Consider the following 21,867-nt stretch of genomic DNA (forward strand, 5'->3'; position numbering starts at 1 on the left):
CTCATTATGGACAACAAACCTTCCAGCAAACCCACGGTGGACGATGGGTTGCGCACACACAAGCAGGCGCTGCGCCAGGAGTTGCTGGCCCGCCGCCAGGCCATGCCCGACCGCGAATGGCGTTCCGAGTTGTTGCAGCGCGTCATGCGGGTGTGGCTGATCGAACGGCCCGACACGGTCATTGGTGCGTACTGGCCCATCAAGGGGGAATTCGATCCGCTGCCCGCGCTGCACCGCTGGAAGGAAGACGGCGAGTTGCTGGACCAGCCGCAGCGCCGCCGCATCGGCCTGCCGGTGGTGGACAAGGTGAACAAGACGCTGACCTTCCACGTGTGGTACCCCGGCTGCCCCATGGAGGAAGACGCCTACGGCATTCCCAAGCCCAAGGACACCGAGGTCATCGTGCCCACCCTGCTGTTCGTGCCCTGCGTGGGCTACGGCATTGGCGGCTATCGGCTGGGGTACGGTGGTGGTTTTTACGACCGCACCCTGGCCAGCCTGCAACCCAAACCGTTCACGGTGGGGCTGGGCTTCACCTCGGGGTTTGTGGACGACTTCGAGCCCGAGGTGCACGACCAGCCGTTGGACACCATCCTGAACGAGAACGGCTTGGTGTGGCCGGTCTGAAGGCTTTTTTACTGCCTTGCGCTTGCAAATTAAGCGTAGACAGCTATCAATTTGATAGTTTCTGCGGCAGCGCCAGGGTGTGCGGGCCTGGCGCTGCGTGCAGCGCGGCGTGTAACGTTTCCCATTGGAACCCCGGCCCGGGGTCCTGCTTGCGCCCGGGGGCCACGTGTTCATGCCCGACCACCTGCCCCAGGGGCAGCAGGCCGCTGAGCGTGTGGCACAGCCGCGCCAGTTGCTGGTACTGCACGGGTTCGAAGGTGTCGCCCTCCAGGCCTTCCAGCTCCACGCCCACCGAAAAGTCGTTGCAGTTGTCGCGGCCCTGCCAGTGGGACTTGCCGGCGTGCCAGGCGCGGTCCCAGATGCTCACGAACTGCGTGACCTGGCCCAGGCGGTCGATGAAGAAGTGGGCCGACACCTCCAGCCCCCGAATGCCTTGAAAGTAAGGGTGGGCATCCCAGTCCAGGGTGTTGGTGAACAGCCGTTCCACCTGGCCCGTGCCGTAGTGGCCCGGGGGCAGGCTGATGGAATGCACCACCAGCAGGCTGATGTCGGTTCCCACAGGGCGGGGGCCGAAGTTGGGCGAGGGGCAATGGCGCACGCCCGCCAGCCAACCCGGGGCGGTTGAGTCGGAGGGCTGCGGGTCAGCTTTCGGGGCCATCGGGGGCGGGGGCGTCATCGGGGTCTTTGACCTGGATGCCCAGGCGGGCAATGCGGTAGCGGATCTGGCGCAGGTTCAGCCCCAGGCGGGCGGCGGCGGCGGTGCGGTTGCCCTTGGTTTCGCGCAGCATGCGCTCCAGCACCCGCTTTTCGTGGGCGTCCAGGTACTGCTGCAAGTCGGAGGGCAGCGCTTCGGGCGGCAGGGTCACCGCCGGGGGCTGGGTGACGGGGGCGTCTGTGTGGGGTTCAGTGCCGGGTGCTTCAGGGCGCGGCGGGGCGGAGACGGGACTGGGGCTGGGGCTGGGGCTGTGCGCCGGGAGCGCCATCCAGTCCATTTGCGCCGGGTGGTGGTGGTCGTCGCGCAGGTCGGCGGGCAGGATGGTGTCGCCGCTGCACAGGGCCAGGGCGCGGTGCAGCAGGTTTTCCAGCTCGCGCACGTTGCCATCCAGGGGGTGGGTGTGCAGCCAGGCGCGGGCCTCGGGGCTGAGGTGGGCCGGGGGTTGGCCGGTTTCGTGGCAGATGCGTTGCATCAGGCCATCGACCAAAGCGTCGAGGTCTTCGCGCCGGTCGCGCAGCGCGGGCAGGCGCAACTCGATGACGTTGAGGCGGTAGAACAGGTCTTGGCGGAACTGCCCGTCGGCCACCGCCTTGGCCAGGTCTTTGTGGGTGGCGCAGAGGATGCGCACGTCCACGGGCTCTTCCTGCACGCCGCCCAGCGGGCGGATCTTGCGCTCCTGGATGGCCCGCAGCAGCTTGGCCTGCATGGGCAGGGGCAGGTCGCCGATTTCGTCCAGGAACAGGGTGCCGGTGCGGGCTGCGGCAAAGTAGCCTTCGCGGTCGGTGGTGGCGCCGGTGTAGGCCCCTTTGCGGGCGCCGAAGAATTCGGCCTCCAGCAGGGTGTCGGGGATGGCCCCGCAGTTGACGGCGATGAACGGACCGGCGGCGCGGTGGCTGCAACCGTGGATGGCGCGGGCCACCACCTCCTTGCCGGTGCCGGATTCCCCCAGGATCATCACCGGGGCCATGCTGCCGGCCACGCGGGCGATGCGGTCCTTGACCAATTGCATGGCCGCGGAGCTGCCGATCAGCCGGTTCAATGCAGGCACCGACGCCAAGGCCCCAGGGCCGGTGGCCGAGGCGGATCCCGACCCCGAGGGCGTGACCGACCGGGTGGGGCGGGCCGCCTCCACCGCGGGGGCGGGCGACTGCAACGCGGTGGCCACCACGGTGCGGAACTGCTTGAGGTCCACCGGTTTGGTGAGGTAGTCGAACGCGCCTTGTTTGAGGGCTTCCACGGCGCTTTCGGCCGACCCATAGGCCGTGACCACCACGGTGCGGCTGGCCCGCGCGGCGGCGGTGCCGTCGCGCAGCAGGTCCAGCCCCAGGCCGTCGGGCAGGCGCATGTCGGTGATGAGCAGGTCGTACCGCTGCTGCGCCAGCTGCTCTCGCGCTTCGGCCAGCGTGCCAGCGGCGTCCACCAGGTGGCCTTCGCGCAGCAGCGTGAGTTCGTACAGCGTGCGCAGGTCGGGTTCGTCATCCACCACCAGGATGCGAGACGGTCCGGTCGCGGTGGGCGTGGCGGGGGGAGGGGCGTTGAAACTCATGGGTTGGGGGCGTGGAGGGCGGCCATCACCACAAAAAATTCGTTGCCCGAGCGACCGTCCCGGTCGGCCCGACGGTAGTCCAGCCGGGCCTGGTAGCGGTCGCACAGCTCGCGGCACAGGTACAGGCCCATGCCGCTGGAGCGGCTTTCGGAGGAAAAGAACGGTTCGAACAGGTGCCGCCGGATGCCGGGCTCCAGCGGGGCGCCGTCGCTCCAGACGGACAGGCACACGGCATCCGGGGCCTGCACCAGGGTGTCGATCTGGATGGCCCCGGGCGCCATGGAGGCATAGCGGTGGGCGTTGTCCAGCAGGTTGACCAGCACCCGGCGGAAGTGTTCGGCATCGAAGCGCACCAGCACCTCGGGGCACCGGGGGGTGCAGCGGACGCGGGTGGTGCAGGCATGCTGCCCACACCACTCAGTGAGGGTGTTGGCCAGGGCTGCATCCAGGGCCAACGGTGCTGTTTCCTGCAGAGCCGGTCGCCCGGGGATGCGCACGACGTTGAGGATGTCGTCCACGATGCGGTTGAGCCGCTGGGTGTTCTGCCCGATCATCTGCACCAACCGCCGCTGCATGGGGTCTTGGAGCTCTTCGGTCAGCAGTTCGTTGGCCTGTGAAATGGCCGACAGGGGGTTGCGGATTTCGTGGGCCACCGCCACCGTCATGCGCCCCATGCCCGCCAGCTTTTCGGCGCGGATGCGGGCCTCGATTTCGTGCAGGTCTTCCAGGAACACCACACACGACGGGCCATCCACCGGGGTGTGCTCGGGGGCGCTGCCCATGGGGCGGGTGCCCACCCTCAGCTGCTGGCGGTGGTCATTGGGGGTGGTCAGCTGGATCTCGGCGGTCTGGGGCTGGTGGGTGGCCAGTGTGCGTTCGATCAGCTCGTTCAGGGGCGCACAGTAGGCGCGGTCCGTCAGCCAGAAGTGTTCCGGGGTGGGGCTGGTGCCGTCGCCCAGCAGGCTGCGGGCCGCCGGGTTGGCCGCCCACACCTGGAGGTGCCTGTCCACCACCAGCACCCCGTCGGTGAGGGTTTCGATGATGAGGGCATTCACCTCCGCTTGCGTGCGCGCGGCCGACTGGCTGGTTTCGGCCAGGGCCTCTTCGCGGGCCAGGCGCACGGACAGCTGGTGGGCCAGCAGGGCAATCAGGAAGTAGCCGGTGCCGGTGATGGCGGTCTGCAGGTAGCGGGCCGCGCCGTCCTCGTTCAGGCGCCAGGAGCGCCACGCAGCATCGACGAGCAGGAACAGCGTGACCGACGCCGCCGCCGCCAGCGCCCGCCGCTGGGGACCGAGGGTGGCGGCCATGAGCACCGGCAGCGCGAACAGCAGGGAGTAGTTCAGCCCCCCGGGTTGCAGGGTTTGCAGCACCGCATACACCCCCCAGTCCACCCCCACGGTGGGCAACCAGGGCCAGCGCCACACGCCCAGCGTGGTGCGGGGATGCACCAACCGCCGCGCCGCGATGGAGGCCACCAGGTGCGCCATGCACAGCAGCAGGCTCAGCCCGTTGTTCAGCCCACCCAGCATCAGCACGGTGCCTTGCAGCAGCACCAGCACCGAGGCCACGGCCACGCGGGCCGTCATGAAGGCGGCCCACAGCCGCTCACTGGAGCGGTTGAGGGGACCTTCCCAGAACTGGAGGGTGGTCGGCGTGGACCGGGCGAAGGAAGGCCACATGGCTTGCGCCCGTTCAGGACTCGTGGGCTTGGCGGTGGGCGTGGCCGCAGTACACGCCCCGCTGGCCCTGCACGGCGTCGTTCGCGGGGAGGTGCAGGCCGCAGTGGGCGCAGGCCACCATGTCGGTGGTGGGCGCGTGGTTCGCGGCAGGGGGCTGGGGGGCACGCCGTCGTTGGTTCTCCTGGCGTTCCTGCTCGCGGCCACGCCGCCAGGACCAGATGCCCACCAGGATGACCAGTGCAACAACGATGTATTTCATCCCCGGGCTTGCCTTTCAGGCGCGGTGCAGCAGCACTTCCAGCACAAAGCGCGACCCCACATAGGCCAGCAGCAGCAGCCCTGAGCCGAGGTACAGCACGCGCACCGCGGCGCGACCGCGCCAGCCCAGCCGCCAGCGGCCCAGCAGCAGCACCGCAAACACCGCCCACGACAACAGGGTGAACACCCGCTTGTGGTCCCAGGTCAGGGCTTTGCCGTACAGCAGCTCGGAAAACCACACCCCGGCCACCAGCGTGGCCGTCAGCAGCACAAAGCCCGCCAGCACAAAGCGGAAGGTCAGGCGCTCGATGGCCAGCAGCGGGATGCTGGGCTCCATGGGCGTGCTGGCTTGGCGAATGGCGCGCTCGGTGCGCTGCATCCACCAGGCGTGCACCACGGCGGCGGCAATCAGCCCGTAGGCGGCAATGCCCAGCGCCCAATGCAGGGGCAGCCAGGGCGAGGGCATGCTGGCGTAAGGGGCACCCGGAAAGGCCCAGGCCAGCAGCACCGTGACCATGCCCAGCACCAGCAGCAGGGCATTGGCCTTGAGTTGAGGGTAGATGTGGCTTTCGATGGCGTAGACCATCAGCACCAGCCAGGCCGTGACCGACAGCGCCGGGCCAAAACCGAAGCTGGGGGGAGAGGCCCACAGCTGGCTGGCCAGCACGGCACCGTGCAGCAGCCAGGCCAAGGTCAGCCCCAGGCGCGACCCTTGGGCGGTCAGCTTGCGTTGCGCCAGGGCCATGGCGGCATAACCCACCGCAGCGCCGACTGCAAGCACGGTGGTCACGAGGGGGCTGGCCGCTAAAATCATGGGCACAGTTTAACGGCCCGGCTCAGCCCCACGGGCCTCACATTCCACACACCCCACCATGGCCTCTGCCCTCTCCGAAAAACTGTCACGCATCGTCAAGGAGATGCGCGGCCAGGCCCGCATCACCGACAGCAACGTGGCCGACATGCTGCGCGAAGTGCGCATGGCCCTGCTGGAGGCCGACGTGGCCCTGCCCGTGGTGCGCGACTTCATTGCCAAGGTCAAGGACAAGGCCCTGGGCCAGGAGGTGGTGGGTTCACTCACCCCTGGACAGGCGCTGGTGTCGGTGGTCAACCGCGAGCTGGTTGCGGTGATGAGCGGTGGCGAGGGTGACCAGCGCGCCCTGAACGACATCAACCTGGCCGCCCAGCCGCCCGCCGTGGTGCTGATGGCCGGCTTGCAAGGGGCCGGCAAGACCACCACCACCGCCAAGCTGGCCAAACACCTCATTGAACGGCGCAAGAAGAAGGTGCTCACCGTGTCGGGCGACGTGTACCGCCCCGCCGCCATCGAGCAGCTCAAGACCGTGACCGCCCAGGCCGGGGCCGAGTGGTTCCCCTCCAGCCCCGACCAGAGGCCCGTGGACATTGCCCTGGCGGCCCTGGACCATGCCCGCAAGCACCACTTCGACGTGCTGCTGGTGGACACAGCAGGCCGCCTGGCCATTGACGAGGCCTTGATGGCCGAGATCAAGGCCTTGCACGCCGCCATCCATCCGGTGGAAACGCTGTTTGTGGTGGACGCCATGCAGGGTCAGGACGCGGTCAACACCGCCAAGGCCTTCAAGGAGGCGCTGCCCCTCACCGGCATCGTGCTCACCAAGACCGATGGCGACAGCCGCGGCGGTGCGGCGCTGTCGGTGCGCCACATCACCGGCGTGCCCATCAAGTTCGCCGGGGTGTCCGAAAAGATCGACGGGCTGGAAGCGTTTGATGCCGAGCGCCACGCCGGGCGCATCCTGGGCATGGGCGACATCGTGGCCCTGGTCGAGCAGGTCACCGCCAACGTGGACCTGGCCGCCGCGCAGAAGCTGGCCGCCAAGGTCAAGAGCGGTGACGGTTTCGACCTGCAAGACTTCCTGGAGCAGATCCGCCAGATGAAGAACATGGGCGGCCTCTCCAGTCTGATGGACAAGCTGCCCGGCGATATATCTGGCAAGACCACGCCTGCCGATCTGGATCGGGCCGAAAAAGACATCAAGCGCAAGGAAGGCATCATCTGCAGCATGACGCCGCTGGAGCGGCGCAAGCCCGAACTCATCAAGGCCACCCGCAAGCGCCGCATTGCCGCCGGGGCTGGTGTGCATGTGCAGGAGGTCAACCGCCTGCTCAAGGAGTTCGAGCAGATGCAGGGCATGATGAAGAAGATGAAGGGCGGCGGCCTCATGAAGATGATGAAGCGCCTGGGCGGCATGAAGGGCATGGGCATGCCCAAGCTGCCCGGCATGGGTTGACCGAAGTCAACGCGGGGCCGCAGGTCGGCGTCGCATACTGCGGGCCCCATGCCTTCACCGATGCCGTTCCCTGACGCCTTTGACCTGGAGCTGGCCGCGGCCCTGCTGGCTTTGGTGCTCTCCCTCGGGTTGCGCCCCTGGCGCATGCTCACCCCGGCCTTGCTGACGCCGCTGCTGGCGGGCGGGGTGTTGTTGCCCTGGTTCTGGTTGTTGCCGCAAAAGCTGCCGTCGTCGGTGTTTGGGGGCAGTGTGTCGGTGCAGTTGTCGGGGGCGTGCCTGCTCACGCTGCTGCTGGGCTGGCCGCTGGCCACCTTGGCCCTGGGCGCAGTGTCCGGTGTGGTGTGGCTGCTGGGGGATGTGGCGCTGGACGTGGGGCTGTCTCAGCTGGTGTGGCTGGGGCTGGTGCCGTCGGCCCTGTGCCTGGGCTGGGGGGCGGTGCTGCGGCGCTGGGCCCCGTCGCACGTGTTTGTCTACATCCTGGGGCGGGGCTTCCTGGGCACGGCCCTGTGCATGTTCGCGTCAGGGGTGTTGTACGAGCTGCTCTACCACGTGTTGGGGGGCGTGGAGACGGGCGACGCCCTGGTGGCCCGCTGGCTGATGGCCTGGGGCGACGCGGTGCTGACCGGCATGCTGACGGCCATTTTTGTGGCGTTCAAGCCGGAGTGGCTGGCCACCTGGTCAGACCGGCGTTACCTGGTGCCCCCACCCCCGCCATCGGGGGATGATTCTTGATGCTTTTTTGGCTTCTGCCGCTTTATTGGTAAGCGTAAGAGGCTACAAAACTTATAGCATTACTTCTTGTGCAGCACCCGCACCCGCATGGGGCGGGTGAACTGGGCACCGGTGGGCCCGCAATGGGGGAGGAAGGCGGCGCGAACCCGTTCGCTCAGCTCGGGCGTGATGTGGTGGTCGACAAAGCTGGGGTGGAGCATGCGCCGCTCGAACTCCGGCCAATCGGCAAACCGGGCGGGCATGTCAAACAACTCTTCCTGCTGGCCGTTCCAGGGGCTGTCGTGGCGGTCCAGCGCCTCGTCCAAGGCCATCTGGGCGGCGGCCCGCACGGTGCCTTCGTCGTTGTAGAGCTTGACGATGTCGTTCAGCGCACCTTCGTACACCGGCTCGGACACGTACAGCCAGCCACCGGGGCGCAGCACCCGGGCGGCCTCGTCCAGGGCTTTGGCCATCTGGTGCAGGGGCACGTGGTGCAGGCTCTTGAGCATCAGCGCCAGGTCAAAACTGCCGTCCATGAAGGGCAGTTGGGCCGCGCTGCCCAGCATGAAGTGCAGGTTGTCCTGCGGGCGGCTCAGGTTTTGCGCGTGCTGCTGGGCATCGGTTTCCAGCGCGGCCACCGAGCGGGCCAGCTTCAGCTCCAGCAGCTCGCGGGCCAGGCGGGCGGCACCGCAGCCCAGTTCGATCACCTCGACCGGCTGCTTCTGTGCCGCCCGGTCCTGCAGCGGCACCAGGGCGGCCAGCACGTCCAACTCGTTGGACACCAGCGTGGTGTGGGGACTCATGCCAACACGCCTTCGTCTTTCAGCACCACCTCGCCGCGCAGCGAGTGCGGCAGGGCCTGGGTGATGTGCACGTCGATCAGCTGGCCCACCAACCGTGCTGCGTTTGGACCACCGGGGAAGTTGACGATGCGGTTGCACTCGGTGCGGCCCATCAGCTCGGAGGCGTCCTTGCGCGAAGGGCCTTCCACCAGGATGCGTTGCACCGTGCCCGCGCGGCTTTCGCTGATGCGGCGCACGTTGGCCTCGATGGCGGCTTGCAGGGTTTGCAGGCGCTTGAGCTTGACCTCGTGCGGGGTGTCGTCGGCCAGGTTGGCGGCGGGGGTGCCCGGGCGGGGGCTGAAGATGAAGCTGAACGAGGCGTCAAACCCCACGTCGTCTATGAGTTTCATCATCTTGGCAAAGTCGTCGTCGGTTTCGCCAGGGAAGCCCACGATGAAGTCGCTGGACAGGCTGATGTCGGGCCGCACGGCGCGCAGCTTGCGGATGGTGCTTTTGTATTCCAGCGCGGTGTAGCCGCGCTTCATGGCCATCAGCACCTTGTCGGAGCCGTGCTGCACCGGCAGGTGCAGGTGGCTCACCAGCTGCGGAATCTTGCCGTAGGCGTCGATCAGGCGCTGGGTGAATTCGTTGGGGTGGCTGGTGGTGTAGCGGATGCGTTCGATGCCGGGGATGTCGGCCACGTACTCCAGCAGCAGGGCAAAGTCGGCGATCTCGTCCGTGTCCCCCATCTTGCCGCGGTAGGCGTTGACGTTCTGGCCCAACAGGTTGACCTCTTTCACGCCCTGCTCGGCCAACCCGGCCACCTCCACCAGCACGTCTTCAAACGGGCGGCTGACCTCTTCGCCGCGGGTGTAGGGCACCACGCAGTAGCTGCAGTATTTGGAGCAGCCTTCCATGATGGACACAAAGGCACTGGCCCCTTCCACCCGCGCCGGGGGCAGGTGGTCGAACTTCTCGATCTCGGGGAAGCTGATGTCCACCTGGGGCCGGGCCTGGCGTTCGCGGGCCTTGAGCATTTCGGGCAGGCGGTGCAGGGTCTGGGGGCCGAACACCACGTCCACATAGGGCGCACGCTCGATGATGGCCGCGCCTTCCTGGCTGGCCACGCAGCCGCCCACGCCGATGAGCACGCCCTTTTTCTTGAGGTGCTTGACGCGGCCCAGGTCGGAAAACACCTTTTCCTGTGCCTTCTCCCGCACCGAGCAGGTGTTGAACAGGATCAGGTCGGCCTGCTCGGGGTCGTCGGTGGGTTCGTAACCTTGGGCGGCGCCCAGCACGTCGGCCATCTTGTCCGAGTCGTACTCGTTCATCTGGCAGCCAAAGGTTTTGATGAAAACTTTTTTCGTCATGTCAAAAATGAGAGCTGGTTGCGCTTTCACATCAAGCGCTGGAGGTGTTTTTGATGCTGAATTTCACCGGGCGGGGCATCGCACCCGTCGGCCGGTCGGGGTCAGCGCGGGATTTCGGTGACGATGTTGGTGGTCGTCACGCCCTCGGCGCCGGGGCGCTTTTCGGCGGCTTCGCGCTCGGTGAGGACCCAGATTTCATGGGGTTGCCCCATCACATCCAGCGTGTAGTTCACCAGCACGGTCTGGCCCACCAGGCTGCCGCTGGTCACCAGCGCGTTGGTGATGCTGTGGATGCGCGAGCCGGGGGACAGCCGCACCAGGGCGCCGTTCATCTTGACCTGGTGGACGTCGATCACCTCCATGGCCCCCCGCCGGGCCTGGGCGGGAAAGCTGCGGGGGGTGCCGTTGGGTTGCCCCGCAAACTGAGAGGCCTTGAAGTTGACCTGCGCCTGCACACTGGCACCAAGCAGGCTGGCGCCGATGCACAGAACGGCCCACCGGTTGGCGAGGGTCATGGCCTTGCGGCCCACGAGGGAGAGGGAGTTTGGCGAGGTGCCAGGGGCGGCAGGCCGGGTCCAGCGGTTCATGGTGTGTGTCCAGAGGCTGAAGACAACAAAGCCCCAAGGGTTGAGCTTGGGGCTTTGCGGATTGTGGGAAGAATTCTGGTGGCGATACCGGGACTCGAACCTGGGACATCAGCATTATGAATGCTGCGCTCTAACCAACTGAGCTATATCGCCGAAAGCCCTGCATTATAGACCATTTTTTCGGGTCTGTTGCAAGGCGTCACTCACTGGTGGGTGAAGTTGGCCTTGCGCTTGTTCACGAAGGCATCCATGCCTTCCTTCTGGTCGGCGGTGGCAAACAGGGCGTGGAACATGCGGCGTTCGAACATCACGCCGTCGGACAGCGTGCCTTCGAAAGCGCGGTTCACCGATTCCTTGGCCGCCATCACGGCGATCTGCGAAAACTCGCAGATTTGCAGGGCGGCGCCCAGGGCCTCGTCCATCAGCTTGTCCAGCGGCACCACGCGGCTGACCAGCCCGGAGCGCTCGGCTTCGGTGGCGTCCATCATGCGGCCGGTGAGGGCCAGGTCCATGGCCTTGGCCTTGCCCACGGCGCGCGGCAGGCGCTGGGTGCCGCCCGCGCCGGGGATGATGCCCAGCTTGATCTCGGGTTGCCCGAACTTGGCGTTGTCGGCGGCAATGATGAAGTCGCACATCATGGCCAGCTCGCAGCCGCCGCCCAGTGCAAAACCGGCCACCGCGGCAATCACCGGTTTGCGGATGGAGCGGATGGTTTCCCAGTTGCGGGTGATGTAGTCGCCCTTGTACACGTCGGCAAAGCTGTAGCTGGCCATGGCTCCGATGTCGGCACCTGCGGCAAAGGCCTTTTCGCTGCCGGTGAGGACCATGCAGCCGATGTCGGCGTTGTCGTCGAAGGCCTTGAGGGCTTGGCCCAGTTCGTTCATCAGCGCGTCGTTGAGCGCATTGAGCTGTTTGGGGCGGTTGAGGGTGACGATGCCCACACGCCCTTCGGTGCGGACGGTGATGAGTTCGAACGACATGCGCGGGTCTCCTGGTTGACGTTCACGTAAATTGCCAATCAGTCTAAACCAGCCTGCTGCACCTGTTCCAGCGTCAGGTCCATCCAGGTTTCCGGGTTGAGGGTGAGCCGGATGCGCACGGGCAGGTGTTGCAGTGCGGGGGCCACCCAGATCTCGGCACTGACCGGGCCCCGCGGGTTGGCCAGCGGTTGGGGGCGCAGGTGGTAGGCCGACAGGGCGCCCAGGGGGGTTTGGACGGTGTCCAGGGCCACCACCTCGTAACGCCACTCGTCCACGCCGCCCGGGCGGCCCAGCATCACCGGGACCACATGGCCCACCGCCAGCTTGACGCGCCCGGTGGAGAAGTCCTGGGCCAACTGCACGAACTGGCTGGCGGTGTCTTGCAACCCGGCGGGGCGGGGGACCGAATCGCCGTTGTTCAGCGCCACCAGTTGGTCGCCAAAGCGCACGCCGCGTTTCTTGCCGCGGCGGTCTTCTTCGTACACCTCGGGCCACAGCTGGGAGGGGAGGATGCGCCCCTGGCTGGTCAGGCTCATGCTGAGCAGCAGGGCGACGTTGAGGTTGACTTGGGCCTGGTAACGGGTTTGCGCCCTTTGCCACTGCACGTTGGCGGTTCCGTGAAAGTCACCCCGGAAGTACCCGCGCAGTTGGTAGCTGAGGCGGGTGTTGCGGGGCCAGGCGTTCAGCCAGCGGCTGGGGTCGTCTTGGGGGCCGGGGTCACCCGCCCCGGCGGAGGCGGTGACCGCTGCCTCGGTGGGGGCGGTGCTCGCCACCGGTGGCGCTTCGGGTGGCGTGGCGGCCCCCGGTGTCGGGAGGGGAGCGGTCGCGGGGGTGTCCCGTGGTGGTGTGGTGGCCTCAACGGGTGTGGTGTCTTGTGGGGCTGACGTGGCCTCGGAGGGGGCAGGGGGCGAACCGCCTGGGTCCCTCTTGCGGGCGGGCTTGGGGTGAGGTGCCGGGCGGGAAGGGCGGTCCACCCCACGTGGGACACGGGCGGGTACTTGCCTGGCCTGCACCACCTGCCCCACGGTTGAGGGAGGGGCGGTCCCCGGCTCCAAGGGATTGGTGCCGTCCAGTGCCTGGCGTGGCAACGCCGTCAGGGAGGTCGTTGGGTTGAACACGGGGGTGTCCATGTCCGCCAGCACACTCTGCTGGGTCTGCCAGCGCACCCAGGCGTCCAACGCCAGCAGGTGCGCCAGCGTCACCCCCAACACCAGGCCGATGCGTTTGGGTGCGGGCATGCAGGCGTCAGGCCCGGGCGTGTGGCCACGTTGGCGCCCCGTCGGGCGTCGAGGCGGGGGGGGCGAGTTTCAACGTGGCGTCACCGGTCCACACCTGTTGGGGTGACACCGACGCTGGCGGCAAACCGGGCCATTGCAGTGTGCAGGAGAGGATGCGGCGGTCCCGGCTCACCCAGGCGGTGACGGGGCCGGGTTCACGCAGCAACACGGGCAGGTCGTCCAGCTTCAGCACCCGCCAGGTGCTGCCCTCGGGGGGTTGGATGGCCAGCCATTCATCACCCGCGGCCATGCCCGCCTGTTCCGCCAGGCCGCCCCGGAGCACGTTGCGCAACACCACGCCCTGCGTTTCCGACACCCGCAGGCCCAGGCGTTGCGCCAGGGGCGCAGGCTCGGCGGTGAGGGTCAGACCCGCCTGTTCCAGCAGCTCCAGCACGGGCAGATCGGCGGTGCCGTGCACCCAGGTGTCCAGTTCGGCATCCAGGGACCGGCCCGCCAGCGTGGCCAGTTCGGCCCGGATGTCGGCTTCGGTGATGGGGCCGCCCCCACTGCGTTGCCACAGGGCACGCATGGCGTGGTCCAGGCTGGTGCCGTGTTGGCGCAGGGTGAGGTCCAGGCACAGACCCACCAGCGCCCCCTTGGTGTAGTAGCTGACGGTGGCGTTGGGGGTGTTCTCCTGCACCCGGTAGTACTTGGTCCAGGCTTCGAAGCTGGCCTGAGCCACGCTGTGGAGGTGCCGCCCGGGCGTCTGGGCCACCTGGTGGAGGGTCTTGGCCACCAGCTGAAGGTAGGTGGGTGTGTCGATCAGCCCGGCCCGCAGCAGGAACAGGTCGTCGTAATGGCTGGTGAACCCTTCGAACCACCACAGCAGCTCGGTGAAGTTTTCACGGTCCAGGTCGGGCTGGGTGAGTTCCGACGGGCGCAGGCGCTTGACGTTCCAGGTGTGGAAGTACTCGTGGCTGATGAGCCCCAGCAGGCCGGTGTAGCCGTCGGTCGCGGTCAGGGCGGGTGGGGTGGCTCCGGGCCGTGGACGCAATGGCAGGTCGCTGCGCGGGGCAATCAGCGCGGTGGAGTTCAGGTGTTCCAGGCCGCCATAACCGTCGTGGGTGGCATTGAGCATGAACACATAACGGCTGAACGGCGGTGCACCGTCTGCACCGTGCCAGAACGCCATTTCGGCTTCGCAGATGCGCTGGGTGTCGGCCAGCAGCCGGTCGCCATCGAAACCCGCGGGGGCTCCTTGAACCACAAAGCGATGGGGCACGCCCCGCACCTCGAATTGGCCGCTCCAGAACGCGCCCATCTCCACCGGGGCATCAACCAGGGTGACGTAGTCAGGGGCGCAGTAGGTGCCAAAGCCCTGGGCGTTGACCTCCACCGGGTCCAGTCCCGTGGCCAGTTGCCACGAGTGCGTGTGTGGCCAGCGGTCGGGGCTGGGTGGGGTGATGGCGATGCGCTGCGGGGTGTGCTCCTGGCCCACCACCCGCAGGCACAGGCTGGTGCCATTGAAGAAACCCCGCTGGCTGTCCAGCCACGCGGTGCGGACCGAGGGGTCGAAGGCGTAGACCTCGCACGTCACCACCAGCGCCGGGGCCTGGGGGCCGCAGGCCAGGCCGTCCACTTGCCAGCGGTGCTTGTCGAGTTGGCGCACCGGCACCGCGTGCCCGGCCACGTCAGCCCGCAGGGATTGCAGGTGCTGGGCGAATTCACGCACCAGGTAGCTGCCTGGAATCCACACGGGCAGCGACAGCAGCAGTTCCGGGGCATGGGGTTGCACCGTCAGCGTCACCCGGTACAGGTGGGCGTGCAGGTCCAGGGGTTCAACGCGGTAGTGCGTCATACCGCCCCCGCCGCGAGAAAACAGCACAGGGCGGCACCGGCTGACAGGCGAAAGCGCAGGTTGAGCCAATGGGTCAAGCCGGCCGAGGCATACAGCCGACGGTCCACCAGGTAGCAGACCACCAGCAACGTGCCCAGCCAGGGCAGGGCGGCATAAGCCGGCATCAGGATGCCGGGCCAGGCCAGCAAGGCTGGCGCCACGCCCCATTTGAGGTGCTGGGCGGCGGCGGCATCGCTCACCGGGACATGGGTGGCCCCCATGTCATTGAGCCAGGCCACCCCCCAATGGATGCCTCCCAGGAAGGACGCGATCAGTGCCGCATAGGCCACCAGGATGAGGGCGACGTAGGGCAGCGCCTGCTCGTTGACCACCCAGGCCAGCAGCGCCAGTCCGATGAACGGGACCAGCCCGGCGTGGCCCAGGGTGCGGATCAGCTGGGGAATGGGGGGGGTGTGGGCGGGCGAGGGAGAGGCGGGCAGCGGTGGTGTCATGCCTGGATTGTCGCCAAAGCGGACAAGGCCCGCGCCCGCAGGGGATCAGGGCTGCTTGGCGTCGGCCAGCAATTTTTCGATGCGCTCGGGCGGAATGGCCCCGGGCACCCGCGTGCCATCCACGAAAAACATGGTGGGGGTGCCGGTGATGCGGTTCTTTTTGCCAAATTCAAAATTGCGGTCCACGGCGGCGCTGTCGCAAGTGGCCGCGGGGATGGGGATGTCTTTCACCATCCAGTCGGTGAAGGTTTTGGCCTTGTCCTTGGCGCACCACACGGCCTTGGATTTTTCGCCGGAGTCTTTGCTCAGGATGGGGTACAGGAACACATGGACCGTGACGTTGTCGAGTTTGGCCAGGTCGCGTTCAAACCGTTTGCAGTAGCCGCAGTTGGGGTCTTCGAACACCGCCAGCTTGCGCTTGCCGTTGCCTTTGACGATGGTGAAGGCATCCTTGAATGGCAGGTCCTTGAACGGGATGGCCGTCAGCTTGTCCACGCGGGCCTCGGTCAGGTTGACCTTGGCCTGGGTGTCGATCAGCGAGCCCTGGATCAGGAAGTTGCCGTCGGCGTCGGTGTAGAGGATTTCGGAACCATTGACCCGGATCTCGTACAGCCCGTCCATGGGGGTCTTGGTGACTTCTTCAATTTTGGGGAAGTTGGGCAAACGCTCGGTCAGGTTCTTGCGGATGTTGGCCTCCTGGGCCGACACCGTGCCATGCAGGCACAAAGCGGTGAGTGCGGCACCCCACAGGGCGGCGGATCGGATGCGGGCGAGCAGGGTGTGCATGAAGGTCCGGGTGAAAAAAAGAATGGAGGGTTGGGGTGGGGTGGCCCCGAAAAGTTCAGCCAGGCGGCTTCAGCGCATGGCCTGCTGGGCCAGCCAGCGCTTGAGGGGAGGCAGCCGGTCCACCCCGGTCAGGCCCCAGTTTCGCAGGTTCTGCACGCTGGGTGTCGCGGTGTTGAACAGCGTGAACAGGCTGTCGGTGACTCCACCCATGGCGGCAAACGCCGCCTTGCGGGCGCGCTCGTAACGGCGCAGCAGCCGAAGATCGCCAATGTCGCGCCAGTACTCTCGCGCCTGCAACACCCCGGCCAGTTCGGCAGCATCGCCCAGCCCGACGTTCAGCCCCTGCCCGGCCAGGGGGTGCATGGCGTGGGCGGCGTCGCCCGCCAGGGCGAGGCCGGGGCTGACCCAGGGCGAAGCCTGTGACAGCTCCAGCGGCCACGATTGTGGCGGGTGGGTGAGGGTCAAGGTGCGGGGCTCAGGGCCACACAGGGGACGGAGCTCGGACAGAAAGGCTTCGGCATCCAGCGTCAGCACATGCCGCACCCGTTCGATGGTGGTGGACCACACCAGCGCCACCTGGGTGCCTGCGGCACCGCCCAAGGGCAGCCATGCCACGATGTCCTGGCCGCTGAACCACTGGCGGGCCACGCCCCCGTGGGGCTGACCCAGGTCCAGGCGGGCGGCGAGGGCATGGTGGGGGTAGGTGTTGACGCGGTAGTCCAGCCCCCACTCGGTGCGGGTGGCGCTGCGTCGGCCTTCACACACGACGGTCAGTTTGGTGTCGGGCAACGGCTGGTCGGCGGTGAAACGCTCCACCTGCGCCTGGTAGCGCAACGCGTCGGCCAAGCGGTGTTCCAGCGCCGGCACGTCCACGATCCAGTTCAAGGCGTCGGTGCCCACTTGGGTGGCGTCAAAGGCCAGGGCGCCGCCATGGTCGCCCTGCACTTCCATGCGGGTGACAGGGGTGGTCGCGGGTGGGTTGGCGTCGGTGTCGGGCCAGACACGCAACGACGTCAGCAACTGGCGGGAGGCGCTGTTGAGGGCATAGGCCCGCACATCGGCATGGCCATCCGGCCCCGGGGAAACCTGTTGGCCTGCGGGGGACACCAACGCCACGCGCAGGCGCTGTTGGGCCAGCAGCAGGGCCAGCGTGCTGCCCACGATGCCGCTGCCGCGGATGCACACATCAAAGTTCTGGCTCATGCCCGGATTCTAGGTTCCAGGCGGTCGTGGCGCTTCAGCTGCGGCGTTTGGCCACTTCAAGCTGGGCCGACAGCAGCCGCGCAGCGGCGGCCTCGTCGCGGGTCACGATGGTCTTGCCGATGGGGGCCAGCGCCAGTCCGGCCAGTTTGAGGTGCTGGATGCCGAAGGGGATGCCGATGACGGTGACAAAACACCCCACGGCCGCCACCACGTGACCCAAGGCCAGCCAGATGCCGACCGCCAGAAACCACAGCACATTGCCCACGGTGCCCCAGGCACCGGTGCCGATGTCGTCGCGGCCCGACAAGTCATTGCGGGCGATCGCTTCCCGCCCAAAGGGGAAGAAGGCGAACTGCCCGATGACAAAACACGCCCTGGCCCAGGGCAGACCGATGACAGTGATGGCGCAGATCAGACCCGCCAGCCACCAGCCCAGGCCCATGACGGCACCGCCCAGAACAAACCACAAGAAGTTGCCAATGGCGCTCATGTCACCACTCGTCCGATCCGCCGCTGGAGGCGCTGTCCCAGCTGTCACCTTGGCCTGCGTCGAAGCTGCCCAAGTCGTTGCTGGGGGTGTTGTCAAAAGGGATGTAGTCGCCACCGCCGTGGCTGGTGGTGCTGGTGGTGCCGCTGGGTTCCCGGGAGGATGAGGACGGATGCTCGTCTTCCAAGGCCTTGGACAGCGCATAACCCGCGGCCATGCCTGCCAATCCCCCCAGCACGGCACCTTTGGCCATGGACCCCGCACCGCTGGTGGCCGCAGGAGGCACGCCGCCGTAAGGCGAATAGGGAGAACTTGGGGTGTAGGGGGCACTGCTGGCGGCGGTTGGGGTGCTGCGTCGCCCCATCAGCCACCACACCACCGCGGCCAGCCCGCCCAACCCCAACATCAGGGACCACGGCATGCCCGAGGCCGGGGCTGACGGGGCGACTGAGGGGTGTGCCGGGCTGGGGGCCGTCGAAGGCGTGACCGTGGCGTGGCTTCGGTCCGCCGTGGTCGTTGAGGCCGCTGGGGCGGACAGGTTGGCGGCGCTGGCCTTGGCCTCCACGGTCTTCAGCAGGCTGTTGAACTGTTGTTTGCTGGACGCAAACTTGAGCGACGAATCCAGCCGCTGGGCCTGTTGCAGGGACTCCAGCGCTTGTGCGTAACGGCCCTCGCGGGCCAGCACCTGCCCCAGTTCGTAGTGGGCCCGGGCGCTGGTGGGTTTGACGGCCAGCACCTCCCGCAGTTGCTGCTCAGCCTGGCTCAGGTTGCCCGACTGCACGGAAGCCTCGATGTCTTTGGGGGCAGGCAGGGCCAAGGCCCATGCCGATGCACTCAGCAGCACGGCCAGCAGCCCCATGCGCACAGGGGCCAACGCAAAACGGGTCATGGATTCAGCCTTTCACCTGTCGGTTTGCCGGGGCACTTGCCGTGGCCCCGGCCCAGCACGTCGTGGTGGCGGGGCTGATTTCAAGGGCAACCACGGGGGTTGGTGCATTTCTTTTTGCCGCCACCGTCCACCCCGTGGCCGATCACGCCGCCAATGGCCGCGCCGCCCAGGGTGCCCACGGTGCTGCCGCCGGTAAGGACAGAGCCTGCCACAGCCCCCACGCCCGCGCCGATGGCCGCATTTTGTTGGCGATGGGACAGGTTGGAGCACGCCACCATGGACGGCAGGACGATGGCGGTGATCAGCAGTTTGGACAGGGTTGCTTTGGGGTTCATGGTCAAGGACTCCTCTTGGAATGAATGTTGGCGTTCATTATTTCGAGGGATGAGGGGGCTGACGACTCGATGCGCGGCGCAGTTGTGCCAAGCTGTAACGGGAACGTGCCCAGCCCCTCGGTACAATCGGCCCCCATTTTCCTGGGTTGCCGTGCATGTGCCGTTGGGCTTGCTTCGTGGGTGGCCCCCCCTCTAAGGACCTTCCATGAGTTTGAAATGCGGCATCGTTGGCTTGCCCAACGTCGGCAAAAGCACCCTGTTCAACGCACTGACCAAAGCGGGCATCGCGGCGGAGAACTACCCCTTCTGCACCATCGAGCCCAACGTGGGCGTGGTGGAAGTGCCTGATCCGCGGCTGGATCAGCTGGCCGACATCATCAAGCCTGAGCGCATCGTGCCGGCCATCGTCGAGTTTGTGGACATTGCCGGCCTGGTGGCCGGGGCCAGCCAGGGCGAAGGCCTGGGCAACCAGTTCCTGGCCCACATCCGCGAGACCGACGCCATCGTCAACGTGGTGCGCTGCTTCGAGGACGACAACGTCATCCACGTGGCCGGTCGGGTGGACCCGATTGCCGACATCGAAGTGATTCAGACCGAGCTGTGCCTGGCCGACCTGGGCACGGTGGACAAGAGCCTGCAGCGCTACACCAAGGCCGCCAAGAGTGGCAACGACAAGGAAGCCGCCGCCCTGGTGCAGATCCTCACCAAGGTGCAGGCCGTGCTGAACGAAGGCAAGCCCGTGCGCACGCTGGACCTGAGCGACCAGGACAAGGTGCTGCTCAAGCCCCTGTGCCTCATCACCGCCAAGCCCGCCATGTTCGTGGGCAACGTCAGTGAAGACGGTTTCGAGAACAACCCGCTGCTCGACAAGCTCAAGGCGTACGCCGAGGGCCAGAACGCCCCGGTGGTGGCCATTTGCGCCAAGATCGAGGCCGAACTGAGCGAAATGGACGACGCCGACCGGCTGGAGTTCCTGAAGGAGCTGGGCCAGGACGAGCCGGGCCTGAACCGCCTGATCCGCGCCGGGTTCAAGCTGCTGGGCCTGCAAACCTACTTCACCGCCGGGGTGAAGGAAGTGCGCGCCTGGACCATCCACATCGGCGACACCGCGCCCAAGGCGGCGGGTGTGATCCACGGCGACTTCGAGCGCGGCTTCATCCGTGCCCAGACCATCGCGTTTGACGACTTCATCACCTACAAGGGTGAGCAGGGTGCCAAGGACGCGGGCAAGATGCGCGCCGAAGGCAAGGAATACGTCGTCAAGGATGGCGATGTGCTCAACTTCCTGTTCAACGTTTGACGCCCCTCGGCGGTTCTTCAGCCCCTTGCATGGAGGATGAGGACTGTGGGCAAAAATGGCATCTGGCGCTTTATCTATAAGCGTAAGATGCTATAAATTTGTGAGTAATGAAAAAGCCCGCTGCAAGCGGGCTTTTTGCTGCGCCGGGGACTGGAATGCCCCCGGCGCACTCAGGTGGCTCAGCGCCGGGGCACGGGGGCGCCCGAGTTGACGCACAGCACCTGGTTCAGGGCCTTGACGGCGGTCTTGTAGTCCTCGCGTTCGATCACGAACTGCATGCTCACCTGGCGCAGGGTTTGCGACACGCAGTTGACGTTGACCCCGGCATCGGCCAGCGCCTGTGCGGCCTTGGCCAGCACCCCGGGGATGCCGATGTTGGAGCCGATGGCGCAGACGATGGCGCTCTTTTTCACCGTCACCACCTGGTAACGCGTTTCCAGCTCGGCCACCAGCTCGGGCGTGATGGCGTTGTCCCACACCAGGTGAGCGATGGAGTTGGCGTTGGTGGCCTTGAGGATGTAGCTGATTTCGTGCTGGGTGAAGATCTGCATCAGCTCGGCGTCAAAACCCACGGTGCCCACCATGCTGGGGTCGTGGATCTCGACCAGCGTGACCTTGTCGCTGCCGGTCACCATCTCGACACGGGCGCGTTCGCCCACGAAGTCCTTGGTGATGAGCGTGCCGGGGTGGTCAGGCTCGAAGGTGTTCTTCAGCCGGATGGGGATGCCGGCCAGCTCCATGGGCTTGGCTGCCTTGGGGTGGATGGCCTCCATGCCCACGTCAGCCAGTTGGTCGGCCACGTCGTAGTTGGTGGCCCCCACGATCACGGCGTTTTCCAGGCCCACCAGGTTGGGGTCGGCGGACGACAGGTGGAATTCTTTGTGGATCACGGCCTCGGCGGGGCGCACTTCCACGGCGATCTTGCTGAACGTGACCTCGGAGTAACCGCGGTCGAACTCACGCATGATGCCTTCAATGCCCTTGGTGTAACCGGTGGCCACGATGACGTTGTGGGCCAGGTCCAGGTCCTTGAAGCTTTGGGCAATGCGCTCGTCGATGGTCCAGGCCTCGTTGTCGTCAAACCCGGCCAGGTCCAGCAGGATGGCCTGGACGCCTTTGGCCTTGAGCATTTCCACGGCGTTGAAGGCGCTGTGCGATTCTCCGATGGAGGCCAGCACCTCGCGGGCGGCCAGCAGCACGTCCTTGCGGCTCAGGTAGCCGCTGGCCAGCACATGCTGCATGGCGCTCAGGTACTCGCGGGCCTGGGCAATGCGGTGGTCGATGAAGGCGTCGGCCACGTCCAGCGGCAGGCCGAACTCGGCAAACCCGGCGTTGAGCTTCTTCAGGCTGGTGGCCAGTTGGGCCAGCGCATCCTGGTAGCCCTTGCCTTCGGCAAACAGGGCGTAAATGCCGCGTTCGCCGGTCTTTTTGTGCTCCAGCAGCTGGTTGGTCACGCCCGAGTAGGCCGACACCACGTAAATCCGCCCGTAAATGCGGTGGGGGTCGTGGAGCATGATGTGCCGCAGCACATCGCCAAAGGCGGACATCGAGGTGCCGCCGATCTTCTCGACAGAGATCTGGGGTTTTGAAGCGTTTTGCATGCCGTTGCTGAAAAGGGTTTGAGCAATAGGGTCAACCCTCGATTGTCCACCACAAGGCGCCCTCTCCCCTTTCGAGGGCTGCAACGGGCCCACATCGCCGCCCCACAGAAAGCATGCAGGGCTGCCTTTCGCCGTGGTGCGCGGGGGGGCTTGGGTCAAGAATTCGACGGAACCTTGA

The 21,867-nt window shown here is 66.7% G+C and carries 22 protein-coding genes and 1 tRNA gene; 4 read left to right on the plus strand and 19 right to left on the minus strand.

The genetic code is table 11. From position 1 onward, the window contains the following. Positions 1 to 6: 6 nt before the first annotated feature. Positions 7 to 627: a 5-formyltetrahydrofolate cyclo-ligase gene (locus ACYVB7_RS04145; RefSeq protein ID WP_460505306.1), complete on the plus strand. Its 621-nt coding sequence runs from the start codon at positions 7 to 9 to the stop codon at positions 625 to 627. 46 nt (positions 628 to 673) lie between these two features. Here ACYVB7_RS04145 and ampD read toward each other — a convergent pair whose 3' ends face one another. Genes ampD through ACYVB7_RS04170 form a run of 5 tightly spaced genes read right to left on the minus strand, consistent with a single transcriptional unit; the run spans position 674 to position 5,639 of the window. After that, complete coding sequence (gene ampD / locus ACYVB7_RS04150; RefSeq protein ID WP_460505307.1) at positions 674 to 1,285, minus strand: N-acetylmuramoyl-L-alanine amidase; 612 nt, start codon at positions 1,283 to 1,285, stop codon at positions 674 to 676. Beyond that, complete coding sequence (locus ACYVB7_RS04155; protein ID WP_460505308.1) at positions 1,269 to 2,888, minus strand: sigma-54-dependent transcriptional regulator; 1,620 nt, start codon at positions 2,886 to 2,888, stop codon at positions 1,269 to 1,271. The genes ampD and ACYVB7_RS04155 overlap by 17 nt, the downstream gene beginning before the upstream one ends. Then, positions 2,885 to 4,567 (minus strand): sensor histidine kinase, encoded by a 1,683-nt coding sequence (locus ACYVB7_RS04160; RefSeq protein WP_460505309.1) that lies wholly within the window; start codon positions 4,565 to 4,567, stop codon positions 2,885 to 2,887. Before ACYVB7_RS04160 ends, ACYVB7_RS04155 begins: the two co-directional genes overlap by 4 nt. 13 nt (positions 4,568 to 4,580) lie before the next feature. Further along, positions 4,581 to 4,826, minus strand: coding sequence for a PP0621 family protein (locus ACYVB7_RS04165; RefSeq protein ID WP_460505310.1), 246 nt, complete (start codon positions 4,824 to 4,826; stop codon positions 4,581 to 4,583). A gap of 15 nt (positions 4,827 to 4,841) precedes the next feature. Then, positions 4,842 to 5,639, minus strand: coding sequence for a cytochrome C assembly family protein (locus tag ACYVB7_RS04170; protein ID WP_460505311.1), 798 nt, complete (start codon positions 5,637 to 5,639; stop codon positions 4,842 to 4,844). 58 nt (positions 5,640 to 5,697) lie between these two features. Between ACYVB7_RS04170 and ffh the strand changes: the two genes are divergently transcribed. Both ffh and ACYVB7_RS04180 read left to right on the plus strand, forming a co-directional pair. After that, positions 5,698 to 7,092 carry a signal recognition particle protein gene (gene ffh / locus ACYVB7_RS04175; protein ID WP_460505312.1) on the plus strand — a complete coding sequence of 465 codons (1,395 nt, stop codon included), beginning with the start codon at positions 5,698 to 5,700 and terminating at the stop codon, positions 7,090 to 7,092. A gap of 48 nt (positions 7,093 to 7,140) precedes the next feature. Then, positions 7,141 to 7,824 carry a hypothetical protein gene (locus tag ACYVB7_RS04180; RefSeq protein ID WP_460505313.1) on the plus strand — a complete coding sequence of 228 codons (684 nt, stop codon included), beginning with the start codon at positions 7,141 to 7,143 and terminating at the stop codon, positions 7,822 to 7,824. Positions 7,825 to 7,883: 59 nt separating this feature from the next. Here ACYVB7_RS04180 and ACYVB7_RS04185 read toward each other — a convergent pair whose 3' ends face one another. From ACYVB7_RS04185 to ACYVB7_RS04245, 13 genes are all read right to left on the minus strand, one after another. Then, positions 7,884 to 8,606 (minus strand): class I SAM-dependent methyltransferase, encoded by a 723-nt coding sequence (locus ACYVB7_RS04185; protein WP_460505314.1) that lies wholly within the window; start codon positions 8,604 to 8,606, stop codon positions 7,884 to 7,886. Continuing rightward, positions 8,603 to 9,955, minus strand: a complete 1,353-nt coding sequence (gene miaB, locus ACYVB7_RS04190; RefSeq protein ID WP_460505315.1) for a MiaB/RimO family radical SAM methylthiotransferase — start codon at positions 9,953 to 9,955, stop codon at positions 8,603 to 8,605. Before miaB ends, ACYVB7_RS04185 begins: the two co-directional genes overlap by 4 nt. 101 nt (positions 9,956 to 10,056) lie before the next feature. Further along, positions 10,057 to 10,542: a hypothetical protein gene (locus tag ACYVB7_RS04195; protein ID WP_460505316.1), complete on the minus strand. Its 486-nt coding sequence runs from the start codon at positions 10,540 to 10,542 to the stop codon at positions 10,057 to 10,059. Positions 10,543 to 10,618: 76 nt separating this feature from the next. After that, a tRNA-Met gene (locus tag ACYVB7_RS04200) sits at positions 10,619 to 10,695 on the minus strand. Between the two features lie 50 nt (positions 10,696 to 10,745). Then, positions 10,746 to 11,522 (minus strand): enoyl-CoA hydratase, encoded by a 777-nt coding sequence (locus ACYVB7_RS04205; protein ID WP_460505317.1) that lies wholly within the window; start codon positions 11,520 to 11,522, stop codon positions 10,746 to 10,748. Between the two features lie 38 nt (positions 11,523 to 11,560). Beyond that, positions 11,561 to 12,760 carry a DUF3108 domain-containing protein gene (locus tag ACYVB7_RS04210; protein ID WP_460505318.1) on the minus strand — a complete coding sequence of 400 codons (1,200 nt, stop codon included), beginning with the start codon at positions 12,758 to 12,760 and terminating at the stop codon, positions 11,561 to 11,563. Between the two features lie 7 nt (positions 12,761 to 12,767). Then, positions 12,768 to 14,597, minus strand: coding sequence for a M61 family metallopeptidase (locus tag ACYVB7_RS04215; RefSeq protein WP_460505319.1), 1,830 nt, complete (start codon positions 14,595 to 14,597; stop codon positions 12,768 to 12,770). Next, positions 14,594 to 15,088: a DUF3429 domain-containing protein gene (locus tag ACYVB7_RS04220; RefSeq protein ID WP_460505321.1), complete on the minus strand. Its 495-nt coding sequence runs from the start codon at positions 15,086 to 15,088 to the stop codon at positions 14,594 to 14,596. The genes ACYVB7_RS04215 and ACYVB7_RS04220 overlap by 4 nt, the downstream gene beginning before the upstream one ends. 45 nt (positions 15,089 to 15,133) lie before the next feature. Further along, a complete protein-coding gene (locus ACYVB7_RS04225) occupies positions 15,134 to 15,874 on the minus strand; it encodes a DsbC family protein (protein ID WP_460505322.1) in 741 nt (246 codons plus the stop codon). A gap of 69 nt (positions 15,875 to 15,943) precedes the next feature. Further along, positions 15,944 to 17,077 carry an FAD-dependent monooxygenase gene (locus ACYVB7_RS04230; RefSeq protein WP_460505323.1) on the minus strand — a complete coding sequence of 378 codons (1,134 nt, stop codon included), beginning with the start codon at positions 17,075 to 17,077 and terminating at the stop codon, positions 15,944 to 15,946. A gap of 34 nt (positions 17,078 to 17,111) precedes the next feature. Next, entirely contained in the window at positions 17,112 to 17,567 is a 456-nt protein-coding gene (locus ACYVB7_RS04235) for a YccF domain-containing protein (RefSeq protein WP_460505324.1), read from the minus strand. Between the two features lies 1 nt (position 17,568). Further along, complete coding sequence (locus ACYVB7_RS04240; protein ID WP_460505696.1) at positions 17,569 to 18,423, minus strand: tetratricopeptide repeat protein; 855 nt, start codon at positions 18,421 to 18,423, stop codon at positions 17,569 to 17,571. 110 nt (positions 18,424 to 18,533) lie between these two features. After that, complete coding sequence (locus ACYVB7_RS04245; RefSeq protein ID WP_460505326.1) at positions 18,534 to 18,788, minus strand: glycine zipper 2TM domain-containing protein; 255 nt, start codon at positions 18,786 to 18,788, stop codon at positions 18,534 to 18,536. A gap of 205 nt (positions 18,789 to 18,993) precedes the next feature. On the opposite strand from ACYVB7_RS04245, the gene ychF reads away from it, so the two are divergent. Beyond that, a complete protein-coding gene (ychF, locus tag ACYVB7_RS04250; protein ID WP_460505328.1) occupies positions 18,994 to 20,088 on the plus strand; it encodes a redox-regulated ATPase YchF in 1,095 nt (364 codons plus the stop codon). Positions 20,089 to 20,267: 179 nt separating this feature from the next. Here the strand turns inward: ychF and ACYVB7_RS04255 are convergent, their stop codons facing one another. After that, positions 20,268 to 21,689: an aspartate kinase gene (locus tag ACYVB7_RS04255; RefSeq protein WP_460505329.1), complete on the minus strand. Its 1,422-nt coding sequence runs from the start codon at positions 21,687 to 21,689 to the stop codon at positions 20,268 to 20,270. Positions 21,690 to 21,867 lie beyond the last annotated feature (178 nt).

This window comes from Hydrogenophaga soli (genome assembly GCF_054777695.1).